Here is a 20,259-nt window from a genome sequence, read left to right on the forward strand (position 1 = left end):
CAGCAATCATAGATTGAAATGGTGAAAAAGTCGGGCAAACAGGCGAAAGTAGCATAGTAAAGCTAAAAGCTAAAAAATACAGCTAAAGATTTAACAATTTGTGGAAGGTTAGAAGCGTCAGCACTAGGAATTCCAGCCTAAGACTTCTAGAAGTTGGTGGGCCAATTTGGCGGGTTTAAAGGGTTTAGCAATCATTGCTTTCACCCCTAATTCGGCAAATCGACGCTGGTCGGACATTTGAACTTTAGCGGTCAGTAAGATGACTGGAATATGACGAGTCTTTATAAGATCGCGACGAACAAGACCAATTGAGCTGACATCTAACTTTTTTGCCACCTATCACGTATCATATACGAGAACTTTAGGATTCGAATGAACATTGCCGAAACCCTGAAATTAGCCTTTGCCTCGATAATGGCCCATAAGCTCCGGTCATTCCTTACGTTGCTTGGAATGATCATAGGAATGACGGCGTTTATGGTGGTATTGTCGTTGTTGCAGGGTTTTAACGGCTACGTTGATGAAAAGATCGCAGGCATTGGCTCAAATTCATTCACGGTTCAACGCTTCAACCCGTTCGAAGACTTCAAAGACACCGACACAATCGCCGCGGCTCAACGACGAAATAAAGAATTAAGCTTTGACGAACTGGATTTTATAAAGGAGCGAGCATTCTTGATCGATAAAATCGGAGCTCGTGCCGGGAACACGACCCGCAGCATCCGCGTTGGGAGCGAATCGCTCGAAGATGTCTCGATAACCGGCGTCGAACCGATCATTGGCGAGATAGAGAACGTAGATGTTGCCTACGGCCGATATTTTACGGAAGCAGAGAATAACAATTCAATGCGCGTTGCTTACATAGGTGCGGACATTGCTTCAAAGCTCTTTCCGGCCGGGAACGCGCTTGGCGGAGAGATCTCGATGTCCGGAATACCTTACCGCATCATTGGTATCGCTGCCGTAAAAGGCACGGTTTTTGGAATTCCGCAGGACAACTTCGTTCAGATACCTATTAAAACGTTCGCCGCTAACTTCGGGGGCTTACGCTGGAATCGTGCACCGGTTTTTGTTGTTACCGCTCGCGACGGCGTGAAAATGGCCGATGCAGTCGAAGAGGTCCGAATGCTGATGCGGATAAAACGAAAGCTTCCACCCGGTGAAAAAGACAATTTCGGCATTGTTACACCGGATGCCATCAGCGGCCTTCGCGAAAGTCTATTCGGTACGATCTCTGTGGTGATCCTATTTGTCCCAGCCATAGCACTTGTTGTTGGAGCGATCGTCATTATGAACATAATGCTTGTCGCGGTTACAGAACGGACGAAAGAGATCGGTATTCGAAAATCTATTGGAGCGAAGCAAACAGACATACTAAGGCAATTCCTCTTTGAATCAGGGATGCTTGCTGCTATAGGTGGGATCATCGGCCTGATACTCGCTTTGATCATTGGCCAGATCATAACGGCAATGGTCTTTCCGACGCGCATCCCGTGGTGGGCAGCAGTAATTGCGATCGGAGTTTCCGCGGGCGTAGGGATTCTCGCGGGTCTTTTCCCTGCATGGAAAGCAGCAAGGCTCGATCCTATAGAGGCCTTACGAGCAGATTGATCGGTCCGCATAGAGGCCTAATTTTTATATTGGTAACTGATGAAGGTTGCAACAGCGAGATTTCTTGAGAATCTAAAGATGGCTTTCGACACGCTCCGAAGCCATAAACTGCGCTCTTTCCTAACGGTGATCGGTGTGGTGGTCGGCGTTATCACCGTAATGCTCATCTCATCGATCATTTCCGGTATTGGAATGGCCGTCGAGGAACAGGTCAAATCATTCGGCACGCGGTCGATATTCATTTATAAGATGGATATCGGCATAAGATTCGGGCGTCCCTCGAGCGAGGAAAGGATGCGGCCTCCGCTTACATATGATGATGCCATTGCTCTACGTTCCCTTCCCGACGTTGATACCGCTGTACCTTTTCTCAATGTCTCAAGCGGATTTTTCGGCAATCGCACGATAGTTTCTGCCAAGGGAAAACAGACCTCAAACATTCAGCTGAGCGGTACCCTTCCCGAGATCGAACGCGCCGAAACAGAAGTCCACCTGCGCACCGATGACAATCACATCTATGGTCTGGTGCGGCATCGCTCCGTGGCCGCCTCTGCCCTGTATTACCAGATCAAAAACTTCGACTGCTGCCATTAGCGCCCCGTCTCGGATACCAACCGTACCCAACGGCAAGTTGTTCCACAGATGCAGGCCAATAATCGCGTCTACCTCTGGATGGTGTAGCACCTCCGCCTCGATCATTGGTTTAGCGCCGCCCGGCCCTTCCTCTGCGGGTTGAAAGATAATTTTTACCGTGCCGCTAAAACAGTCGGGATGGTGAGCCAAGTAGTAAGCGGTCCCCAGCGCAATCGTGGTGTGTCCATCGTGACCACAGGCATGCATCCGCCCCTCGTGCAGGGAACGGTAAGGGACTGGGTTCGCTTCCTGGATCGGCAGCGCATCCATATCGGCCCGAATAGCCAAAACCGGACCGGGCTGCTTACCTGCAATCACAGCAACAACGCCTGTGCCGGCAATGCCGGTTTGATGTTTGATGCCCCACGCTTGCAGTTTGTGCGCTACAAATTCAGCCGTCAGATGCTCCTGAAATCCCAATTCTGGACGTTGATGCAGATAGCGTCGCCACTCCACTAACTGCGATTGCAGCGCCTGGATCTCTGCTCGAATGCGGGAATGGTCAATTGAGAACGGCGCCAGAGACGTTGAAACCATGATGATCAGTCGCTATAGAAAGGGTAAGGACAGGTGTTTGAAACATCAAACTCAGTCGAATCAAACAGTCCTATAACTTAAAGTGCTTCTTTACCTAAGGTAGCGGATTGTCTGCCCGAATCGCTCCTGATCGGATGATGTGATATACGATTCAACTCCATGACTAATCACACTGTCCCACGGCTAGCAAAACCAGAGGCGTTTTGGCAGCACCATTTTCGTCCGGCGTTACCCCGTGATCGACGACAAATCCGCGTGTTGCTGCGTAGCTACGACGACCAAGCGGCCAACCTAGCTCGCGGCTGGCAATTGGGGCACTATTTGGGTTTGGGTTTGGTACTGGCCTTGATACTGCACGGGCTAATAGCGGTGGGCGGGATCCAGCTTCTGCTGTATGGGACGCTGGGTTTGGGCACGGTGATGCTGGTCGGCTGGCTGAATTCCTGGCTGTTTGCAGATTGGCAAAATTATTGGGTGATCGAACAGAACCAGCAGTTGATTGCCTGCGCTAGACGGACTGGCTACAACTCCTACGCGATGCTGTGTGATGTGGTTGTAGCACCAGAATATCGCCATCACGGTGTGGGAACCCTGCTGATTGCCGCAATGACGCGCATGGAAACTCAACCGCTCTACCTAGCTTGCTGCCCCAAGCTGATTCCGTTCTACCGGCGCTTTCAGTTTATGGTGATCAATCCGCGTTCGCTGACGGCTTACCTAAAACGAGAACTAGGACTAGAGCAAAATCCAGCGTTGGTGGTACTGTGCTACAGCCCCTCCAATGTGAAGGATCAACCGATCGGGTGCTACACACCAGACGACACTTAAAATCTTGTAGAAAACAAATCGTTTGCTTCTATTGGCTGTTAGTGATTGAACTAGAAATACGCCATGTGCAACTATATTTGCCCTCACCTCCCCAGCCCTCCTCTCCCAAAGCTAGGAGAGGAGGGAGTTTGAGCAAATTCTTACCCCCTTCTCCAAGGTTGGGAGAAGGGCAGGGGATGAGGGCGATGCAGCACCGATCGGGGTTTTAAGTAAGTTGCACATCGCGTTATATAGCTGTCCTAGATGAGGAGTGAAATTGATTGAGGAGTCAGGAGTCAGAAGCCAGGAGCATGTTTTCTATGGGATTGCTTAGAAGACTCTGGTGAGTTCCTTCTTCAACAATTTGACCATTTTTTAGAACTAGAATCCGATCTGCCATACTCACTGAGGCAAGACGATGAGTAATAATAAGCGTAATTTTATTCTGAGCTAATTCTACAAACTTCTGATAGATTTCAAACTCACTTCGAGGATCAAGAGCGGCAGTAGGTTCATCCAGGATCAGTAGCTCAGAATCTCCTCGCGTAAAAGAGCGCGCAAGTGCTATTTTTTGCCACTGTCCGCCCGAAAGCTCTGTACCACCAAACTGTTTACTTAAAAGGGTGTGATATCCGTTTGGCAAACTATCAGCTAATTCTGTTAAGCCAGCTTTTCGTCCTGCTTCTTTAATTGGCTCAAGCTGATCCAACAGATTAAGATTACCTAGCGCAATGTTTTCATGTAATGTAAGGGAATAATGTCCAAAATCTTGAAATACTACGGCGATTTGTTGTCGCCACGATTCTAGATCTAAGCTTTTAAGATCCCTATCATCAACCTTAATTACCCCCGCTGTCGGATCATATAGTCGCGTAAGCAGTTTTACTATCGTGCTTTTACCAGCTCCATTTTCCCCAACCAGTGCTACCGTCTCTCCAGGACGTAAAGAGAAAGAAATATTTTTCAAAGCAGGACGCCCATCTGAATAATAGAAGAATACCTCATTGAACGTAATTCCTGATTGAATAGGTTTTGGTGTAGATACAGTAGGATAATGGTTTATCAACTCTGGTTTTTTTTCGAGAAAATTCAGAAGACGTTCTAAATAAAGTAGACTTTGATAACAATGTCCAGTATAGTTGACAAGCTGAGGAATAGATTGTTGGATAAAAGCCAATGCCTGTACAACCAGCAAAATACTACCTAGGCTAAGATTTCCCCGAAATGCTTGTTGAACTACCCAATAAAATGTAAAAGTAATTCCTACAACATCCAGCAAAGCTAAACCAGTAGATAAGAAAGTCTCTCTGTTGCGAAAGCGTCGCAAGGTTTTGTGTAATTCTTGAAAAACTTTTTGGTACCGCTCTATAAAAAAAGGTTGTAGATGAAATAGGCGAACTTCCTTTGCATAAGTGTCAGTGAGCATTACGGATGTGCAATACTGCATCCATCTAGACTGCATGCTTCTCCCAAGAGCAATTTCTAGTGCTTTCTCTTCCATACGAAGAGTAGCTAGCGCCTGAGGTAGAGTCGTTACTAACAACAAGATTGGAATCCAGAAGCCTATAGGCACTAATAATGCTAATAAGGGAATCACAGTGAAAAGTTGACGTCCCACGGCGGATAGAGAAGTGAGTAAGTTAAAAGGTTGAAAGCTAGCTTGCTCTTGAATCAGCTTCAATTCATCATAAAATTGAGGGTCTTCAAACTGGCTTAAATCCGGAAAGCTTCCTGCCTTACGCATTAGGAGAACATTGAGATGAGCAGTTAGCTTTTCGTTAAGATTACTTTGAGTAGCTTTGATCCAGGGAGCCAAAAGACTATCTACTAAGATAGCCCCAACCCACAGCAGAACTAGTGTAGTTAAAAAGTGAGAACCTGCTGTATTTCCTGAATTCAGTGCAATTGCTACAGTATCAACTACTTGCTTAGATAGCCAGACAGTTATTGCTGGGATACATCCTTGTACCAACAGAGCAACTATAAGAAAGAAAGTTTCTTTTGCTGCCGATTCCCATAAGAACGACAAAGAATGAAGAAAAACAGCTCCATAGTGGCCGATCAGATTTAGCGCTCTTTCGACTTTAGGCTTTAATCTAAGCATCTTAGTACCGGACAAAAGCTTGCAAAAGGAGTAGGAATGAGGGTTTCTTCGTGGTGGTTTCCACGAATATGGTAGGGACTTCGGCGGCCTTGAGTTGCTCCACTAGGCTAGTAATCCGGGCTGCGGAGGGTTTTTCCTCGGTGCTAAAGCCCTCAATCGCGCCTTCCAGCTCAAAGCCGTAGGCATCGGCGTAGTAACCTAGCGCTTCGTGGGTCGTCACCAGCTTGCGGTTAGTTTCTGGAATGGTGGCGACCTGAGCTTTGATCCAGCTGTCAATCTCGTTTAGCTGTTGCGAAATGGTGGTGGCATTTTGCTGATACAGTTCGGCCTGCTCAGGAACTAGCTTGGCTAAATTTTCCTGAACCGTTGCGACAATCTGCACTCCGTTCTGGGCGTTATGCCAAACATGGGGATCGGGAGCTAACTCGGCGGATGCTTCCTCACCGTGGTCGTGGCCGTGGTCGTGGCCAGCAGCTTCCTCACCGTGGTCGTGGTCGTGATCTTCTTCTACGGTAGCCCCGGTTGCTTCGGTTGATTCAGCGGTGCCTTCCTCGTGATGATGGTGTTCTCCCATCAGAGGCTTGGGAACGGCTGCTTCATAAACGGCTACTTTAGGGGCGTTGGTTGTGGTTGCTTTGATGATCCTGATTAAGGTTGGCTCATAGTCGTAGCCGCCATAGAGCACCAGATCGGCGTCTTCGATAGCTTTGCGGTCCGAAGGAGTGGGCGTGTAGACATGGGGGTCCTGATCGGGCGACATCAAACAAGTGACGTTTGCCGTCTCTTGGGCAATTTGCTTGGTGAGGTCACACAGCACAGTAGAGGTTGCCACGACTTGTGGTAAATCGGCAGTAGGAACAGCTTCATTGGTTCCTTCACTCTGCTGAGTTGCGGTTTGGGTACAGCCCACAATGCCGAGGCTGATCGCTAAGGCGGCACCGTAGCAGGAAACTCGTTGAGAAAAAATCATCAGGAACCTCCTGGTTTGCTCAAAAAACCTTTTTATTGGAATGCCGTGGAGAAGATATGAAAACGATTATCATTTATAGCATGCCGAAGCGGTAAATTGAAAACGATTATCATTATAAAACTGCAACTCGTCGATGCTAAAAGTAGACCAGCTCTCGGTAGATTACCGAGGTATTTCAGCGCTGGACAATGTCAGTTTCACCGTCGCTCCTGGTGAGCTGGTGGGGCTAATTGGACCGAATGGCGCTGGCAAAAGCACCCTAATCAAGGCATTGTTGGGCCTGCTGCCGATGCACGGACAGGTCGCCCTGTATGGCATGCCTGTCCGGCGACAGCGGCATCGGATTGCCTATGTGCCGCAGCGTTCCCAGATTGATTGGGATTATCCAATTACGGCTTGGAATGTGGTGATGATGGCTCAAACGGCCAGAATCGGCTGGTTTCGTCGTCCTGATCGGCAGGCCAATCGCTATGTGGAGGAAGCCCTACAGCGCGTAGATTTGTTTGATCTGCGGCGGCGGCAAATTGGGCAACTGTCGGGAGGGCAACAGCAACGAGTGTTTCTGGCCCGTGCTTTGGCCCAACAGGCCGATTTATTCTTATTTGACGAACCCTTTACCGGCATTGATAAAAAAACTGAAGCAATTATGCTCGGCGTTTTTGCTGAACTGCGAGCCGCTGGCAAAACCCTGCTGATCTGCAGCCACGAATGGGGAGAAGCTCTGGACCGCTATGACCGGCTGCTGTTGCTGAACCGTACTTTATTGGCTAACGATACGCCAAAAGCGGTGATGACTTTGGATAATATTCAGCGTGCCTATGGCGAAAATCTTCAGCTCAGCAATGGCCATCTCGAAACGCTGTTTTTTTGTTAACTGATTGACCTGTTAACTTGTTGGTTGGCCTTGAGCTACGATAACATCCGCAACTTTGGCCGCATTCGTTTGGCAGCCGAAGCATCGGTTGATGCCAGCGGAGTTCGGGGCGGTGCAGTTCAGGTGCAAGGCGGACAAATCAGTTTAAGTAATGGCTCTCAGATTGTTGCTTTTACGCATGGGGCACAGCGGGGAAGACCAATCCGAATTGCAGCCTCAGATTCGCTCACAGTGCAGGATATCCTCAGCAGCATCAGAACTGAAACTGATGGTCCTGGAACTGCCGGAACTGTAGCGGTTTCGACGCGGCGTTTAACGATTCGCAACGGTGGCCGCATTGGCTCGATACCCTAAATCAAGGGCAGGGTGGAGATGTACGGATTAGAGCGTCTGAGTCTGTCGTGCTAGAAGGAATAGCAACTTCTTTAAATGGAATTGATGTTCTCAGCCTGCTCTATGCAATTTCAATCGGGCAGGGGCCATCCGGCCAGTTGACGATTAGCACCAATCGACTGCAAGTGTTGGAAGGCGGCAACATCAATTCAACAACCAGTGGTGGCGGCGCTGCGGGCAATATGGTGATTTGGGCCAGAGAGGTCGAACTGGTTGGAATTGCGCTAGACAAGGCTGGAAATCCGGTTCAGTTGCGGATTCCGACCGAAGGTAGTACCGTTCCCTATTCCAGTGGCATCTTTGTCGGCACGGCTCCCGGTTCTCAAGGCCGAGGCGGCAGTTTAGAAATGCGAACGCAGCGACTGCGGTTACGAGATGGCACATTGCTACAAGCCAACACCTATGGCATCGGCAGAGCTGGTGATCTCGATATTCGCGCGACCGAATCTGTAGAGGTGATAGGTCGTTCTGAAAATGGTCGCTTTCGTACCAGTATTGCGGCTAGCTCTGGTGGCTTACCTAACGTGGGGTCGGGTGTAGTGGCAAGGGCATCTGGTCAGGGTGGCAATGTGGAGATTCAAACCGGAAATCTGATGGTGCGGGATGGGGCCGTTGTAGCTGTGAACAGTCGCAACCCGGTATCCCTGGGAGCTGGAAGATTGAACATCCGGGCCAATCGCATCACGTTGGACAATCAAGCCGACCTGAATGCGCAAACCGAGTCAGGCCGGAACGCCAGAATCGATCTGCGGGGAGTGGATTTGCTTGTGTTGCGGCGCGGCAGTCGGATTTCGACCGAAGCTGGGTCCAGCACAGGCGGAGGCAATGCTGGCCGAATCGACATTGATGCCAACTTTGTTTTGGATGCCCCTGCTGAGAATAGCGACATTGTAGCCGATGCCGATCGAGAAGATGCAGGCCGAATTGAGATCAAGGCACAAGGCATTCTAGGCATTGCCCAACGCGACCAGCGCACACCCCAAAGTGACATTACGGCCAACTCTAGAGCGGGTGTAGACGGCGAAATCAGCATCAGTACGCCAACGGTTGATCCGACGCGGGGCTTAGTTGAGCTGCCAAGCACGGTTGTGGATGCATCCCAGCTAATCGCACGAGGCTGCCGAGCTGAGGATCGTCCGGTGGCTGAGCAAAGCGGCGAATTTGTGATTACCGGACGGGGTGGCGTGCCGCCTAGCCCCACGGACCTGCGCAGCAGTGAAGCGATTGTTACAGGTTGGGTCTCCTTCGACCCGGAAGCAGCATCAGTTCGATCTAGCACTCCGCCCATAGAGGCATCCTCCGCTCCTTCCGCCCCAATTGTTGAAGCTCAAACCTGGATTCTCGGAACCGATGGTCGAGTAAAGCTGGTTGCTCCAACAGCTGCTGCCTCGCCTTCTCCTCCCATGTCTGTCGCTTGTGGACGTGGGAACTAAGTGCGCCGGTTCCCTTTCCATTTAATATTACAGCCGAGGCTTGGCCTCTGATCGCTGCTAACTGGCCGGCCAGCGAGGATATTGTCCAGGGCCGCGCGAATATCTCGGCCATCGTTAGTTACGTTGTTGCCCGGACGCGAGCCGTCCAGTTGGCCGCGGTAAACGCACAGCAGATCTTTATCGAAAATGCTGAAATCCGGCGTGCAGGCCGCGTGATAGGCCCGGGCGAGGTCCTGCGTCTCGTCAAACAAATAGGGAAACGGATAGCCGAGGCGTTCGGCCCACATCTTCATGTTCTCGGGCGAATCTTCGGGATAATTTTCAATGTCATTCGAATTGATCGCGATGAAAGATACGCCTTTCGGCATGTAGTCATTTGCGAGCCGCACTAGCTCGGCGTTGACATGCTTAACGAATGGACAATGGTTGCAGATGAACATCACCACTGTCGCGTTTTCACCTTTCAACTCATTCAAAGACATTTCACGGCCCGAGACCGCATCGGGAAGCGTGAAATTCGGTGCCCTAAATCCCAAAGGTATCTGTGTTGTTTCTGTTGCTGCCATAGCGTCTATGTTTACAGAAGAATCGCGGCATCGCAACAAATCCGGTGACTGCACTGTTGGTCTGATCGTCGAGTGATATCGGGTCTGCGTGGAAATATTATAGCTGTAATAGGCTTTATCCTTTATACTGACCCAGAATTTCTTCAGTTTTCGATTTCGCCCCAATTCTATGAAACGATGCCCTGAATGCAGGCGGGATTATTACGACGATACGCTGCTGAATCGGATCGCGGTTATTTATGGAGAGCTAGGCGAGAAGGACAAGGCCTTCGCCAAACCCGAAAAAGCGTATCAAAGGCATGACCGGTTTTTGACGACGATGAAGGTTGATCCATTTATGGATTCTCTCCGCGACGACCCGCGATTCAAGGGCCTGCTGAGTCGGCCTTTATAACTGGTCATCTGACTGGTCATTTGATAAGATCGAGTTGGTATGAAACAGAAAACAAAAACCATAAGTGCGAGCGAGTTCAAGGCCAAATGTTTACAGATATTCGATACGCTGGGCGCGGAGGGCATCGTTGTCGAGAAGCGGGGCAAGCCGATCGCAAAGGTCATTCCGATCAGGCCGAACAACTCAGATTGGATCGGTTCGATGAAGGGCGAGATCAAAATACTCGGTGACATTATGTCAACAGGGATCAAATGGGATGCTGAATCTTGATACGAACATTATCATCGAAGGCCTAAATGGCGGGCTTACGAAGCGCGAGATCGATCTGCTCGAAAACGAGAGCATTGCGATCTCGGACATTGTGCTTTGGGAGATCTCGAAGCTAATTCAGCTCAAGCGCGTCATTTTGGATATGGAAAGCACCGCGTTTCGCCGACTGCTGGCGCAATTAACGGTGTATCCGATAACCCCGGAGATCGCCCGAAAGAGCACCGCCTTAGATTTTCGGTCCGATCCGGCTGACGAACTGATCGCCGCAACCAGCATCGTTGAAAAGATACCGCTGCTGACCAGAGATAAGAAGATCCTGAGATCGCGGATCGTGCCGTTGGCCAAATAACATTATGAAACGATGCCCTGAATGCAGGCGAGATTATTACGACGATACGCTGTTGTATTGTCTCGACGATGGCAATGCGCTGCTCGAAGGGCCTGCTGTGTCGGTACCGCCTGCGTCAGCGGGCGGCCAGTTCGACGACGAACCGCAGACGGCGATCCTGCACACTACGGATGCTGTCGGGGAGGCCCCGACGCGCGCTCAGATACACTCGACTGAAGCTGAGTCGAAAACGGCTATCCTTCAATCAACCGTAGATTTAAGAGTAAGAGTTCGATCACGCCTTAACAAACCTCATTTTGCGTTGCGCCTGTGCATTCCCAAAAAGTTCAAAAAATTGACTTAAACAACGACTATCCCTGCCCCTGTCGTCGTCGAGGCCGTCTGGTGCCCATCACTCTGACGGAAGCGTTCGGCTGCAATCGTTGTCAGCAAATTTTTGTGGTTCAGGAGAATGGTTACGTGATCGAGCAGTTGTCCACGACCTACCCCTACAAGCGGGCTTGGCGCTGGACCGGGCATCAGTGGAACATCGCTCATTCCTCCCTAGCGAGCGGCTACTTTCCCCTGACGCTGGCGATCATTTTTGGCCTGCTATTTCTGTTACTACTGACTACCTTAAACGCTCCATTCAGCTCCAGCGTTACGTTTCGGGTAATTGCAGCATTGGTACTGTCGATGATGCTAGTCTTGATGCTATGGCTAGCTTGCAGACGTTAGACCAAGGCAGTAGTTCCTTGAACGCATCATCACCTGATCTCACCACGATTGCTCAACAGGCTCAACAGTCTTCTTTGGCGCTATCCGCCTTGCGGGGCATGGATCGGAGCCGTGCCCTACAGTTCATGGCCGAAGCGTTGCTAGACCGCCAGAATGACATTTTGGAGGCCAACACGCTGGATCTGGAAGCCAGCCGCGAGATGGCAATTCCAGAGTTGATGCTGGAGTGGCTAAAACTAACCCCAGAGCGCCTGCAAACCGCAGGGCAAATTTTGCAGCGATTATCCGAGCTGTCGGACCCGATTCAGCCGATTCTCAACACGCCCTCCTACCAGGTCGATCAGTGCCAGACCTACTGCCAGTTGATGCCGCTGGGAGTGATTGCCCTGATCTACGAAGCGCTGCCGGAATTGGGAGCCATTGCCGCCGGTATGTGTCTGCGCTCAGCCAATAGTCTGATTCTACGGGGCGGGGCCGAAGCCAGCCACTCGAATCAAATCATTGCCGAAACGCTGAAGCTAGCGATTGAAGATGCGGGGTTGCCGGGGGATTGTTTGCAGTTTTTGCCCGCCGAACAGGGCGATGTGATTCGGGAATTAGTCACACTGGACCGCTACATTAATCTGGTAATTCCCTACGGACGCTCTAGCTTGGTGCAGCAGGTGATCCGACAGGCAACGGCTCCCGTATTGCGGACCGCAATTGGCAACTGCTATCTCTACTGGTCGCCTACGGGCAGTCTCGATATCGCCCGCTGGATGATTTTAGACAGCCATCAGACCGAACCGGACCCGGTAAATGCGATTGAAAAGGTGCTGATTCACCGGCAACACAGCTCTACGGCCCTGACCATGCTGTGGAACAGCTTGAAGGATAAGGGCTTTCATCTGCGTGGCGATGCGGAACTGGCCAGCGAATTTCCCGATATCTTTTCAGTGATAGCCGACGCGGCGGAATGGAACCGGGCCTATCTCAGCAATACCATTGCCTTCAAAGTAGTGGACAGCTTGGAAAACGCGATTGACTGGATCAATCAGCACAGTAGCGGCCATGCAGACTGTCTAGCCACCGAGTCCTATCAAGAAAGCCGCCAATTTGCCACCAGCATCAACAGCGCCATTGCCTATATCAACGCCTCTCCTCGCTTCCACCGCAACCCCAAACGCGGCACCCCGATCGCGCTAGGCATGTCGAATCAAAAAGGGCACCGCCGTGGGTTGATTAGTCTGGAATCCTTGACAACCGTGAAGTATATCGTTCAAGGGAACGGGATTAATTGATGCCTAGCCTGAGCCAACCTAGACTGGCAAAACCGTGGCTACAACCTGAGACGCGAAAAAGGCAATCCTGGCTCTATTTCTTATACAGTGGGCTGGCTTTCGCAATCGGCACAATTCACTATCACGGATTTGTCAAGCACAGAATCTCAAAACCTAAACTAATGCATATTTCTGACCCTTAAATTGATAGTTCGGTCGAAATCGATCGCAATCTAGCGAAACCAATTGGTGCATTCTGATTAACTCGCTCTGCTCTAATGAGCACGAGTTGATTTCAGATAGTGTTGTTGAATTTTTGCAATCTTAGAGGAGATTTTGGAATAGTGCGTTACCCTGTCGCAATCATCGGTGCGGGTCCAGCTGGATTAACCGCCGCTTACGAGCTTGTTAAACGCGGAGTTCTGCCAATTGTTTTGGAAAAAGCCAATTTGGTGGGAGGTATTTCCCGCACCGAAACTTACAAAGGCTATCGGTTCGATATTGGCGGACATCGCTTTTTTACTAAAGTGCCGCAGGTACAGCAATTTTGGTATGAGATTCTACAGGATGAATTTATTCAGGTGCCTCGCTTATCTCGCATCTATTATCAGGGTAAGTTCTATAGCTATCCCCTTTCCCTGTTCAATGCATTATCTAATTTAGGGGCAGTCAACAGCGTTTTGATTCTTTTGAGCTACCTCAAAGCCAAAGTCAGGGACAAATTAAATTTAACCCCAGAGCCGGAAACCTTTGAAGAATGGGTGATTGACTGCTTTGGTGAACGCCTTTACCGCATATTCTTCAAAACCTATACAGAGAAGGTATGGGGAATTCCTTGCAATAAAATTCAAGCCGATTGGGCTGCTCAACGCATCCAGGGTATGTCGCTGAAGCGGGCCGTACTGAATGCCGTATTTGGCAGCCAAAATGCCAAGAGTTTGATCAAAAAATTTGACTATCCGGTGCTGGGTCCAGGCATGATGTGGGAGCGGTGCAAGGAACTAATTGAACAACAAGGCGGCATAGTTCAACTAGATACAGCGATTACGCGCATTGAGCGGCAAGGGAATCGAGTTAAAAGCATCACAGCTCAACAGGGTGATCAAACAACGCAGATTTTTGCAGATCACTTTATTTCTAGTATGCCAATCACGGCTTTGCTGAACTGCCTTGATCCGCTACCGCCGCCTGAAGTTTTGCAAGCAGCGCGTGGCTTAAAGTATCGGGATTTCCTGATCGTGGCTTTAGTAGTCAAGCGTGAGCATCTTTTCCCAGATAACTGGATTTACATCCACAGTCCAGAGTTTAAAGTAGGACGCATTCAGAACTTTAAGAACTGGAGCATGGCAATGGTCCCTGATCCGAGCAAAACCTGCCTGGGAATGGAATATTTTTGCAGTGAAGGCGACGAACTGTGGCAGAAATCGGATGCCGAGTTGATCGAGATAGCAACCCAAGAGGCAATCAGCTTAAAGCTGGGCATTCAGCCTGGAGACGTGGAAGATGGAGTTGTGATTCGGCAACATAAAGCCTATCCGGTCTATGACGGCGAATATCGCCAGCATCTCCAGGTGATTCAAGATTACCTATCAACCTTTGAGAATTTGCAAACGGTGGGACGGAATGGGATGCACCGCTATAATAACCAAGACCATTCGATGCTAACCGCTATGCTGGCCGTCCAGAATATCTTGGGTGAAAAGCATGATCTATGGGCAGTAAATACAGAGCGCTCGTATCACGAGGAGTTTACTAAAGAGCAATGGACAACTGTTAAACAACAGCTCGCTGAAAGCCAGGTTGCAGTTTGAAAAACAAAAATTCTCTAGTCCACAGCCAAACTAGTTATATCTGAGCTAAGATTATGACCACGCCACAAGTTACCATTGTTGTTACGCCTCGCGCGTGCTGCATGCCGTCGTCGGTGACTTTGTAGACGATGCCGATGGTGTGCTCGGGCTGGCCCAGGAGGAGGCGGTTGACGAGCTCGACGCCCTGCATGAGGGAGTGGTCGGTGTTGGAGACCTCGTACTTCCACATGCCGAACCGTCCTCTGGAGTAGATGCTGTGCCGCTCGAGCCAGGGGATGACGTCGGCGAGGATGTCGTCCCGTTCGACGGAGGGGACTGGGTAGCTGTAGTCGGCGTGGTAGTGCCAGGTGGAGACGATGGCGTCGCGGTCGGCGGGCTCGAGGAGTCCGGCGTTGATGAGGCCCTGGATGGTGTCCTCGACGATGGTGGCGGGGTTGACGGGCTTGTGGGCGCTGGCGCTGGTCTCGCAGAGGAGGGAGAAGTAACGGTCCCTGTCGGGGGTCATGTGGGGGCTGTAGTTGGAGAGGTAGGTGACACGGTAGAAGGGGCAGTTGGACTCGGGGAAGTACATCCAGCACTTGCTGCTGGGGGTGCCGCCGTCGCGCCTCAGGCCGATGCCGACCATGTGGCCGGAGGAGTGCAGGAGCCTGGCGGCCTGGTGTCGGACGAGGTCGGGGACGTGGCCGACGAGGAGGGAGTTGACGAGCCAATCAACGGGGACGGTGGAAATGAGGATGTCGTAGGGTTCGATGGATCCGTCGGAGAAGCGGATCTTCTTCTCGGATATGTGGATGGCGACGGCGTTTCGGTTGAGGTTGTAAGAGCCCTTGAGGACGGGTCCGAAGCGGTTGTAAAACTCGCCGGTGCCCCCTGTAAGGGGGAACTTGAACTTGTTGTTGGGTCCCCAGCCGTAGTCGTCAAGGCCGAGGACGAGGTTTCGCAGGGCGCGGTCGATGTCGATGACGGCGACGCGTTCGCCGATCCAGGTTTTGTTCATGGACTCGAGAGGGTGGGCCCAGACCTTGAAGTTGTAGGGGTCCATGAAGTGGCGGCAGATGCCCGGGCCGAAGACGGCGCGGCAGAACTCGGCAAAGTTGGCGGCGCGTGCGATGGCGTCCTTGACGCCGCCGGCGACGGTCTGGGCCTTGATGACGCCGGCGATGCACTCGTAGGCGAGGTCCTTGGGGAGGTAGCGGATGTTGTTCTGGAAGGGGTAGGGGACCCAGGTGCCGGCGATTCGGACCCAGGACTCGCGATTGTTGAGGGTGAAGTGGTCGCCCATGAGGCGATCGAAGACGCGGTCGTAGTAGTCGTAGTGGGAGAACATGACGTGGCCGCCGATGTCCCAGGTGAAGCCTTGGGGATCGGTGAAGGAGTGGGCGAGCCCCCCGAGGTAGGGGTGTCGATCGACCATGAGGAGGTTGGTGTAGCCCAGTTCGCGGAGGCGGTAGGCGGCGCCGAGTCCGGTCGGTCCGGCGCCGAGGATGAGGATTCGCGGATTGTGGTTGTGGTGATGGTTCATGATCTGGTGCGGCCACGAGGCAATGGAAGAATCAATCCCTCGTTTGCGTTGCGGTGTCACAAATGCGCACTGGTTGGATGGTGTCCGACACAGGATTGAGGGATGCGATTGGGGTGCGCACCCGATTGGTGAATCCCCCTACAGGAATCGGGCATCGTGTCGAGAGCGAAGCGACGAAAATAGCGGACATATCCGGTGCGTCATTCGGTCCCCGGATCTCGTGGTTGGTGCTCCGCGTCATGCCTGATTCTTGGCAGGCTTCACCTGGAGGAAGACCGATGTCGTCTGCGTCTCCCTTGGGAATCGAGGCCCTTCTGCGGGCCAGTGGGGTGTCGGCTGAGCTGTGCGCGCTGCCAGCGGTGCCGACGATCGACTGGTGCTTGGACCGCACCAACTGATCGACGATTTCTAGCGCCTGCTCTCCCGTATCGGGCTGGGAAATCAGCAAATTGCCAATATCGACCCCCAGGGCTGCCGAATAGGTAGGGTCGAGGGCATGTTCTGCGTCTACATAGGCCGCCACACCGCCGCCTTTCTGAACCTCGGCTACCGCGTGCAGAGCCAGCGTGGTTTTACCAGAGCTTTCTGGACCATAGATTTCGATAATCCGGCCCTTGGGCAATCCGCCGCCTAGGGCTAGATCTAGGGTGAGTGCCCCACTGGGAATGGTTTCAACCCGCATCCGGGTCGCATCTCCCAGCCGCATGATAGTGCCCTTGCCAAAGGTGCGATCAATTTGGGTCAAAACTAAATTTAAGGCTTTATCGCGCTCAGACGTTTCATTACTGGTTTTAGCCATTCCTACCTCAAAACAGAATGCTGTAAATATGCTGTAAATCTCAAAGACGTAGCTTGTTTGGGGGGCAGATTGCTTTCAGTCTACTCGCAGACTTTTGGTTTGGAGCAACTGGTTTGGAGCAACTGGTTTGGAGCAACTGTTTGACCACAAGCGGTGTTTCATCCAAACTGCCCTGCAAGGCGAAGTTCGCGTAATGCAATCCAGTGTACTGTTCGGTTTTAGCCAAGTTCGTTACTCTATAAGCAGACTGTTTGATCTCCTACTTCCATCCTACTTGGTTGATCTTCTATCCATACAAATGTACTAAATAAAATTAGAATTAACCATAGCCGTTAAAAAATGGTCACGAAAAAATAGTTTGCTTGTGTCCAATGACCTCTAATCTTCCGAGCCTGCTGATTCCAGATACCGCGCTTTCCGTGGCTGGTTTGACTGCCTATATTCAGGCCCTGCTCGAACAGGATAATCAGTTGCGTCAGGTGTGGGTGACGGGTGAGGTTTCTAGCGCCACCCGCTACCGCAGTGGTCTTTTCTTTACCCTACAGGATCCAGACGCTGAAGCGGCAATTAGCTGTGTCGTCTGGAATAACCAGTTGAATCGTTTAGCAACTCTGCCCGCTCCGGGAGAGCAGTTGATTATTCTGGGACGGGTGCATGTACATCCCCAACGCGGCAGCTACCAGCTAATTGTGTGGCAAGCCCTGCCCGCTGGGGAAGGATTGCGAGCACTCCGCTATCGTCAGCTTCGTAAACGCCTGGAAACCGAAGGTCTATTTGATCTAGACCGCAAACGCTCACTCCCCCCCTATCCCCAAACCATTGCCGTTGTTACTTCGCCGCAGGCTGCTGCTTGGGGAGACATTAAGCGCACCCTGAAGCGACGCCATCCCGGTTTGCAGGTGCTATTCTCTCCAGCCTTGGTGCAGGGAGAGCAGGCTCCCAGCTCGATTGTGCAGGCGATTCATCGAGTTGTGCGAGACGGGCGAGCCGAAGTGCTGATTTTGTCACGCGGTGGTGGAGCTACCGAGGATATGGTTTGCTTCAACGACGAGCGGGTTGTGCGGGCAATTGCTACCTGTCCGATTCCAGTCGTAGCCGGGATTGGGCATCAGCGCGATGAGTCTCTGGCAGATCTGGTGGCCGATGTCTGTGCCCACACGCCGACTGCCGCCGCTGAACAAGCGGTTCCTCTGTTAGCCGATCTATATGCCGAGCATCGCCAGCGCATTGCCCAACTCAGCCAGGTTGTGACAGAGTATTTGGAAGATGCCTCTGAGCAGCTTTATCGCCTGAAGGGACGGGTGCATCGGCTTCACCTCGATCGCCAGATTCGGCAAGAAGCTCAGGCGATCGCCTGGAAACGCCAGCAGTTGATTCAATCCACTAGCCGGGCAGATAAGTTTTACTAAAGCCTTGGCAAGCGAGCTTTGCCCGAAGATCCGCGTCAATTGTGTCGCACCGGGCTGGATAGAGACGGCGATGGTCCGGCCCGTCTTTGAAGACAAGGCGTATGAACAGAGCGTGATCAATTCGATTCCGATGAAACGCATCGCGACGACTGATGATATAGCGTTGTCGATCTGCTTTCTGCTCTCGCCGTGGGCACGGCACATTACAGGTGAGATCCTCAACGTGAACGGCGGTGCCGTCCTCTGCGGATAGACAAAGGCCACAATATAAATCGATAAGTCCAATAAGAAATAGTTTTGCATTCGTGCGATTCGTCAGAAATCGTGGCAAAATCCTCTTTTGTGTATCCTGAGAATAGACCGACAGTAATGAAGTTCGGCGGCACGTCAGTTGGCGATGTCGCGGCTTTTGAGCGCGTGGTCAACGTGGTATCTGGCCAGGCTGAACGGCTTCCGATAGTGGTCGTGTCAGCAATGACAAAGGTAACAGACGCATTGCTGGCAGCGTTCGAGATGGCAAAGAGCGGCGACCTTTCCGGCGCGGTCGCCTCGCTTGAACCGCATTGGGAAAGGCATCTTGAGGTAGAGCGGCACTTCATTCCGCTTGAAGGGTCGAACTTATTTTTGGCGGAGCTTGACCTTGCCCGCGGTGAGATATCAGACCTGTTGCTTCGCACATCACGGCGTTCGCTGCCGCTCTCGATGCTGAAAGATGCGATTGTCTCTTACGGGGAACAGTTGTCATCGAGACTCTTGACCGAAGTTTTGAAAGCGAAAGGTGTGAACGCAAGGCATTTCGATTCGCGGAGGCTTATTGTGACGGACGATGAGTTCGGCTCCGCGACACCGATAATGCAAGAAACGACCGAACTTGTCCGGCTTGAGCTGACACCCGCTGTAGAGACGGGAGAAGTGCCCGTGATGGGAGGATTCATTGCCGGAAACCGTGCGGGTGAGACAACTACGCTTGGTCGCGGGGGATCAGATTATTCGGCGGCCATTGTGGCTGCTGCGTTGAATGCGGGTGAGCTTCAAATCTGGACCGACGTTACCGGAGTAATGACCTGCGACCCGCGTATTTGCAGTGATGCGCGGACAATACCAGTGCTTTCGTACGAAGAAGCGGCAGAGCTTGCTTATTTTGGTGCCAAGGTTTTGCATCCTAAAACCATAAAACCCGCCGTGGACCACGGCATCCCCGTCCGCGTCTGCAATACATTCGAACCTGAGGCGGTCGGTACGATGGTGGTCGCCGAGTCCGGCGAAACACCAAACAAGATAAAATCGATCGCCCACAAAAAGGGCATCACTATATTGCGGATAACCTCGGCCAGAATGCTTGGTAGCTACGGCTTTATGAGCGCGGTGTTTCAGGTCTTCGACCGGTACCGGACGGTGATCGATGTGATATCGACCTCGGAGGTCTCGATCGCTCTGACGCTTGATAACACAGAGGCTGTTGATAAGATCGTTGAAGAGCTTAGAAGGCTGGGTGATGTTGAGGTGGATCCGGGTTATGCCGTTGTCTGTGTCGTCGGCGAAGGGCTAAGAGCCTCGACCGGCCTCGCGTCAAAGATATTCTCCACCATCGACGACGTAAATATCGCACTGGTTTCGCACGGGGCCTCGGCGGTGAATCTGACTTTCGTTGTCAGCGAAGGTGATGCCGCTTTGGTGATCAGAAAGCTTCATAAGGAGTTCTTCGATTCTTGAAGATGTGCTTTAGGAATTCAAAAAACTCTCGTTGTGAGATCTCCAACATATAAACAGGCTCTCTATTATATGTATTCAGCCATTCTCC

22 protein-coding genes and 2 pseudogenes are annotated in these 20,259 nt (G+C 51.6%); 16 read left to right on the forward strand and 8 right to left on the reverse strand.

Features of this window, described 5'->3' with window-relative positions; translation table 11 throughout:
- Positions 1-123 precede the first annotated feature (123 nt).
- Positions 124-336: a hypothetical protein gene (locus JVX88_RS25225; protein WP_211621343.1), complete on the reverse strand. Its 213-nt coding sequence runs from the start codon at positions 334-336 to the stop codon at positions 124-126.
- A 36-nt stretch (positions 337-372) separates the two neighbouring features.
- On the opposite strand from JVX88_RS25225, the gene JVX88_RS25230 reads away from it, so the two are divergent.
- Complete coding sequence (locus JVX88_RS25230) at positions 373-1,611, forward strand: ABC transporter permease (RefSeq protein ID WP_211621345.1); 1,239 nt, start codon at positions 373-375, stop codon at positions 1,609-1,611.
- 17 nt (positions 1,612-1,628) lie between these two features.
- Here the strand turns inward: JVX88_RS25230 and JVX88_RS41045 are convergent, their stop codons facing one another.
- Positions 1,629-1,853, reverse strand: a complete 225-nt coding sequence (locus JVX88_RS41045; RefSeq protein WP_211629104.1) for a hypothetical protein — start codon at positions 1,851-1,853, stop codon at positions 1,629-1,631.
- On the opposite strand from JVX88_RS41045, the pseudogene JVX88_RS44400 reads away from it, so the two are divergent.
- Positions 1,771-1,980, forward strand: a pseudogene (locus JVX88_RS44400) (hypothetical protein); the annotation flags it as partial. The gene JVX88_RS41045 and the pseudogene JVX88_RS44400 overlap by 83 nt on opposite strands.
- Before the next feature lie 63 nt (positions 1,981-2,043).
- On the opposite strand, the gene JVX88_RS25240 reads toward JVX88_RS44400, so the two are convergent.
- A complete protein-coding gene (locus tag JVX88_RS25240) occupies positions 2,044-2,781 on the reverse strand; it encodes a M20 family metallopeptidase (RefSeq protein ID WP_211621347.1) in 738 nt (245 codons plus the stop codon).
- 159 nt (positions 2,782-2,940) lie between these two features.
- Here JVX88_RS25240 and JVX88_RS25245 point away from each other — a divergent pair, with 159 nt between their 5' ends.
- On the forward strand, positions 2,941-3,609 hold the full coding sequence (locus tag JVX88_RS25245) for a GNAT family N-acetyltransferase (RefSeq protein WP_211621348.1): 669 nt from the start codon (positions 2,941-2,943) through the stop codon (positions 3,607-3,609).
- 268 nt (positions 3,610-3,877) lie between these two features.
- Here JVX88_RS25245 and JVX88_RS25250 read toward each other — a convergent pair whose 3' ends face one another.
- Both JVX88_RS25250 and JVX88_RS25255 read right to left on the reverse strand, forming a co-directional pair.
- Complete coding sequence (locus JVX88_RS25250) at positions 3,878-5,692, reverse strand: ABC transporter ATP-binding protein (protein ID WP_211621350.1); 1,815 nt, start codon at positions 5,690-5,692, stop codon at positions 3,878-3,880.
- A 1-nt stretch (position 5,693) separates the two neighbouring features.
- A complete protein-coding gene (locus JVX88_RS25255; protein WP_211621352.1) occupies positions 5,694-6,662 on the reverse strand; it encodes a metal ABC transporter solute-binding protein, Zn/Mn family in 969 nt (322 codons plus the stop codon).
- Between the two features lie 133 nt (positions 6,663-6,795).
- On the opposite strand from JVX88_RS25255, the gene JVX88_RS25260 reads away from it, so the two are divergent.
- From JVX88_RS25260 to JVX88_RS25270, 3 genes are read left to right on the forward strand one after another with little or no spacing between them, the layout of a single operon-like run.
- Positions 6,796-7,536, forward strand: a complete 741-nt coding sequence (locus JVX88_RS25260) for a metal ABC transporter ATP-binding protein (protein ID WP_211621354.1) — start codon at positions 6,796-6,798, stop codon at positions 7,534-7,536.
- 30 nt (positions 7,537-7,566) lie between these two features.
- Complete coding sequence (locus JVX88_RS25265; protein ID WP_211621355.1) at positions 7,567-7,890, forward strand: hypothetical protein; 324 nt, start codon at positions 7,567-7,569, stop codon at positions 7,888-7,890.
- A gap of 47 nt (positions 7,891-7,937) precedes the next feature.
- Positions 7,938-9,362 (forward strand): S-layer family protein, encoded by a 1,425-nt coding sequence (locus JVX88_RS25270; protein WP_211621357.1) that lies wholly within the window; start codon positions 7,938-7,940, stop codon positions 9,360-9,362.
- Here the strand turns inward: JVX88_RS25270 and JVX88_RS25275 are convergent.
- Positions 9,359-9,928 carry a thioredoxin family protein gene (locus JVX88_RS25275; protein ID WP_211621358.1) on the reverse strand — a complete coding sequence of 190 codons (570 nt, stop codon included), beginning with the start codon at positions 9,926-9,928 and terminating at the stop codon, positions 9,359-9,361. The two genes, JVX88_RS25270 and JVX88_RS25275, sit on opposite strands and share 4 nt — an antisense overlap.
- A 169-nt stretch (positions 9,929-10,097) precedes the next feature.
- On the opposite strand from JVX88_RS25275, the gene JVX88_RS25280 reads away from it, so the two are divergent.
- The 7 genes from JVX88_RS25280 (at position 10,098) to JVX88_RS25310 (ending at position 14,728) form a co-directional block, all read left to right on the forward strand.
- Positions 10,098-10,322 carry a TPR end-of-group domain-containing protein gene (locus JVX88_RS25280; RefSeq protein WP_211621360.1) on the forward strand — a complete coding sequence of 75 codons (225 nt, stop codon included), beginning with the start codon at positions 10,098-10,100 and terminating at the stop codon, positions 10,320-10,322.
- Between the two features lie 39 nt (positions 10,323-10,361).
- Positions 10,362-10,592 carry a type II toxin-antitoxin system Phd/YefM family antitoxin gene (locus tag JVX88_RS25285; protein ID WP_211621362.1) on the forward strand — a complete coding sequence of 77 codons (231 nt, stop codon included), beginning with the start codon at positions 10,362-10,364 and terminating at the stop codon, positions 10,590-10,592.
- The gene (locus tag JVX88_RS25290; RefSeq protein WP_211621364.1) at positions 10,579-10,941 is read left to right on the forward strand and encodes a type II toxin-antitoxin system VapC family toxin; all 363 of its coding nucleotides are present in this window, start codon (positions 10,579-10,581) and stop codon (positions 10,939-10,941) included. Before JVX88_RS25285 ends, JVX88_RS25290 begins: the two co-directional genes overlap by 14 nt.
- Positions 10,942-10,945: 4 nt before the next feature.
- Positions 10,946-11,284, forward strand: a complete 339-nt coding sequence (locus JVX88_RS25295) for a hypothetical protein (protein ID WP_211621366.1) — start codon at positions 10,946-10,948, stop codon at positions 11,282-11,284.
- Positions 11,285-11,325: 41 nt separating this feature from the next.
- Entirely contained in the window at positions 11,326-11,658 is a 333-nt protein-coding gene (locus tag JVX88_RS25300; RefSeq protein WP_263975243.1) for a hypothetical protein, read from the forward strand.
- On the forward strand, positions 11,637-12,938 hold the full coding sequence (locus JVX88_RS25305) for a glutamate-5-semialdehyde dehydrogenase (protein ID WP_211621368.1): 1,302 nt from the start codon (positions 11,637-11,639) through the stop codon (positions 12,936-12,938). Before JVX88_RS25300 ends, JVX88_RS25305 begins: the two co-directional genes overlap by 22 nt.
- 323 nt (positions 12,939-13,261) lie before the next feature.
- Positions 13,262-14,728 carry an NAD(P)/FAD-dependent oxidoreductase gene (locus JVX88_RS25310; protein WP_263975244.1) on the forward strand — a complete coding sequence of 489 codons (1,467 nt, stop codon included), beginning with the start codon at positions 13,262-13,264 and terminating at the stop codon, positions 14,726-14,728.
- Between the two features lie 34 nt (positions 14,729-14,762).
- Here JVX88_RS25310 and JVX88_RS25315 read toward each other — a convergent pair whose 3' ends face one another.
- Both JVX88_RS25315 and JVX88_RS25320 read right to left on the reverse strand, forming a co-directional pair.
- On the reverse strand, positions 14,763-16,250 hold the full coding sequence (locus JVX88_RS25315) for a protoporphyrinogen/coproporphyrinogen oxidase (protein WP_211621370.1): 1,488 nt from the start codon (positions 16,248-16,250) through the stop codon (positions 14,763-14,765).
- Positions 16,251-16,632: 382 nt separating this feature from the next.
- Positions 16,633-17,049 (reverse strand): annotated as a pseudogene (locus JVX88_RS25320) (DNA recombination/repair protein RecA); the annotation flags it as partial.
- A 371-nt stretch (positions 17,050-17,420) separates the two neighbouring features.
- Between JVX88_RS25320 and xseA the strand changes: the two are divergent.
- From xseA to lysC, 3 genes are all read left to right on the forward strand, one after another.
- Positions 17,421-18,458, forward strand: coding sequence for an exodeoxyribonuclease VII large subunit (gene xseA, locus JVX88_RS25325; protein WP_211621372.1), 1,038 nt, complete (start codon positions 17,421-17,423; stop codon positions 18,456-18,458).
- A gap of 4 nt (positions 18,459-18,462) precedes the next feature.
- On the forward strand, positions 18,463-18,711 hold the full coding sequence (locus tag JVX88_RS25330; protein ID WP_211621373.1) for an SDR family NAD(P)-dependent oxidoreductase: 249 nt from the start codon (positions 18,463-18,465) through the stop codon (positions 18,709-18,711).
- Between the two features lie 71 nt (positions 18,712-18,782).
- Complete coding sequence (lysC, locus tag JVX88_RS25335) at positions 18,783-20,171, forward strand: lysine-sensitive aspartokinase 3 (protein WP_211621375.1); 1,389 nt, start codon at positions 18,783-18,785, stop codon at positions 20,169-20,171.
- Positions 20,172-20,259 lie beyond the last annotated feature (88 nt).

The sequence above is a fragment of the Leptolyngbya sp. 7M genome, from assembly GCF_018128485.1.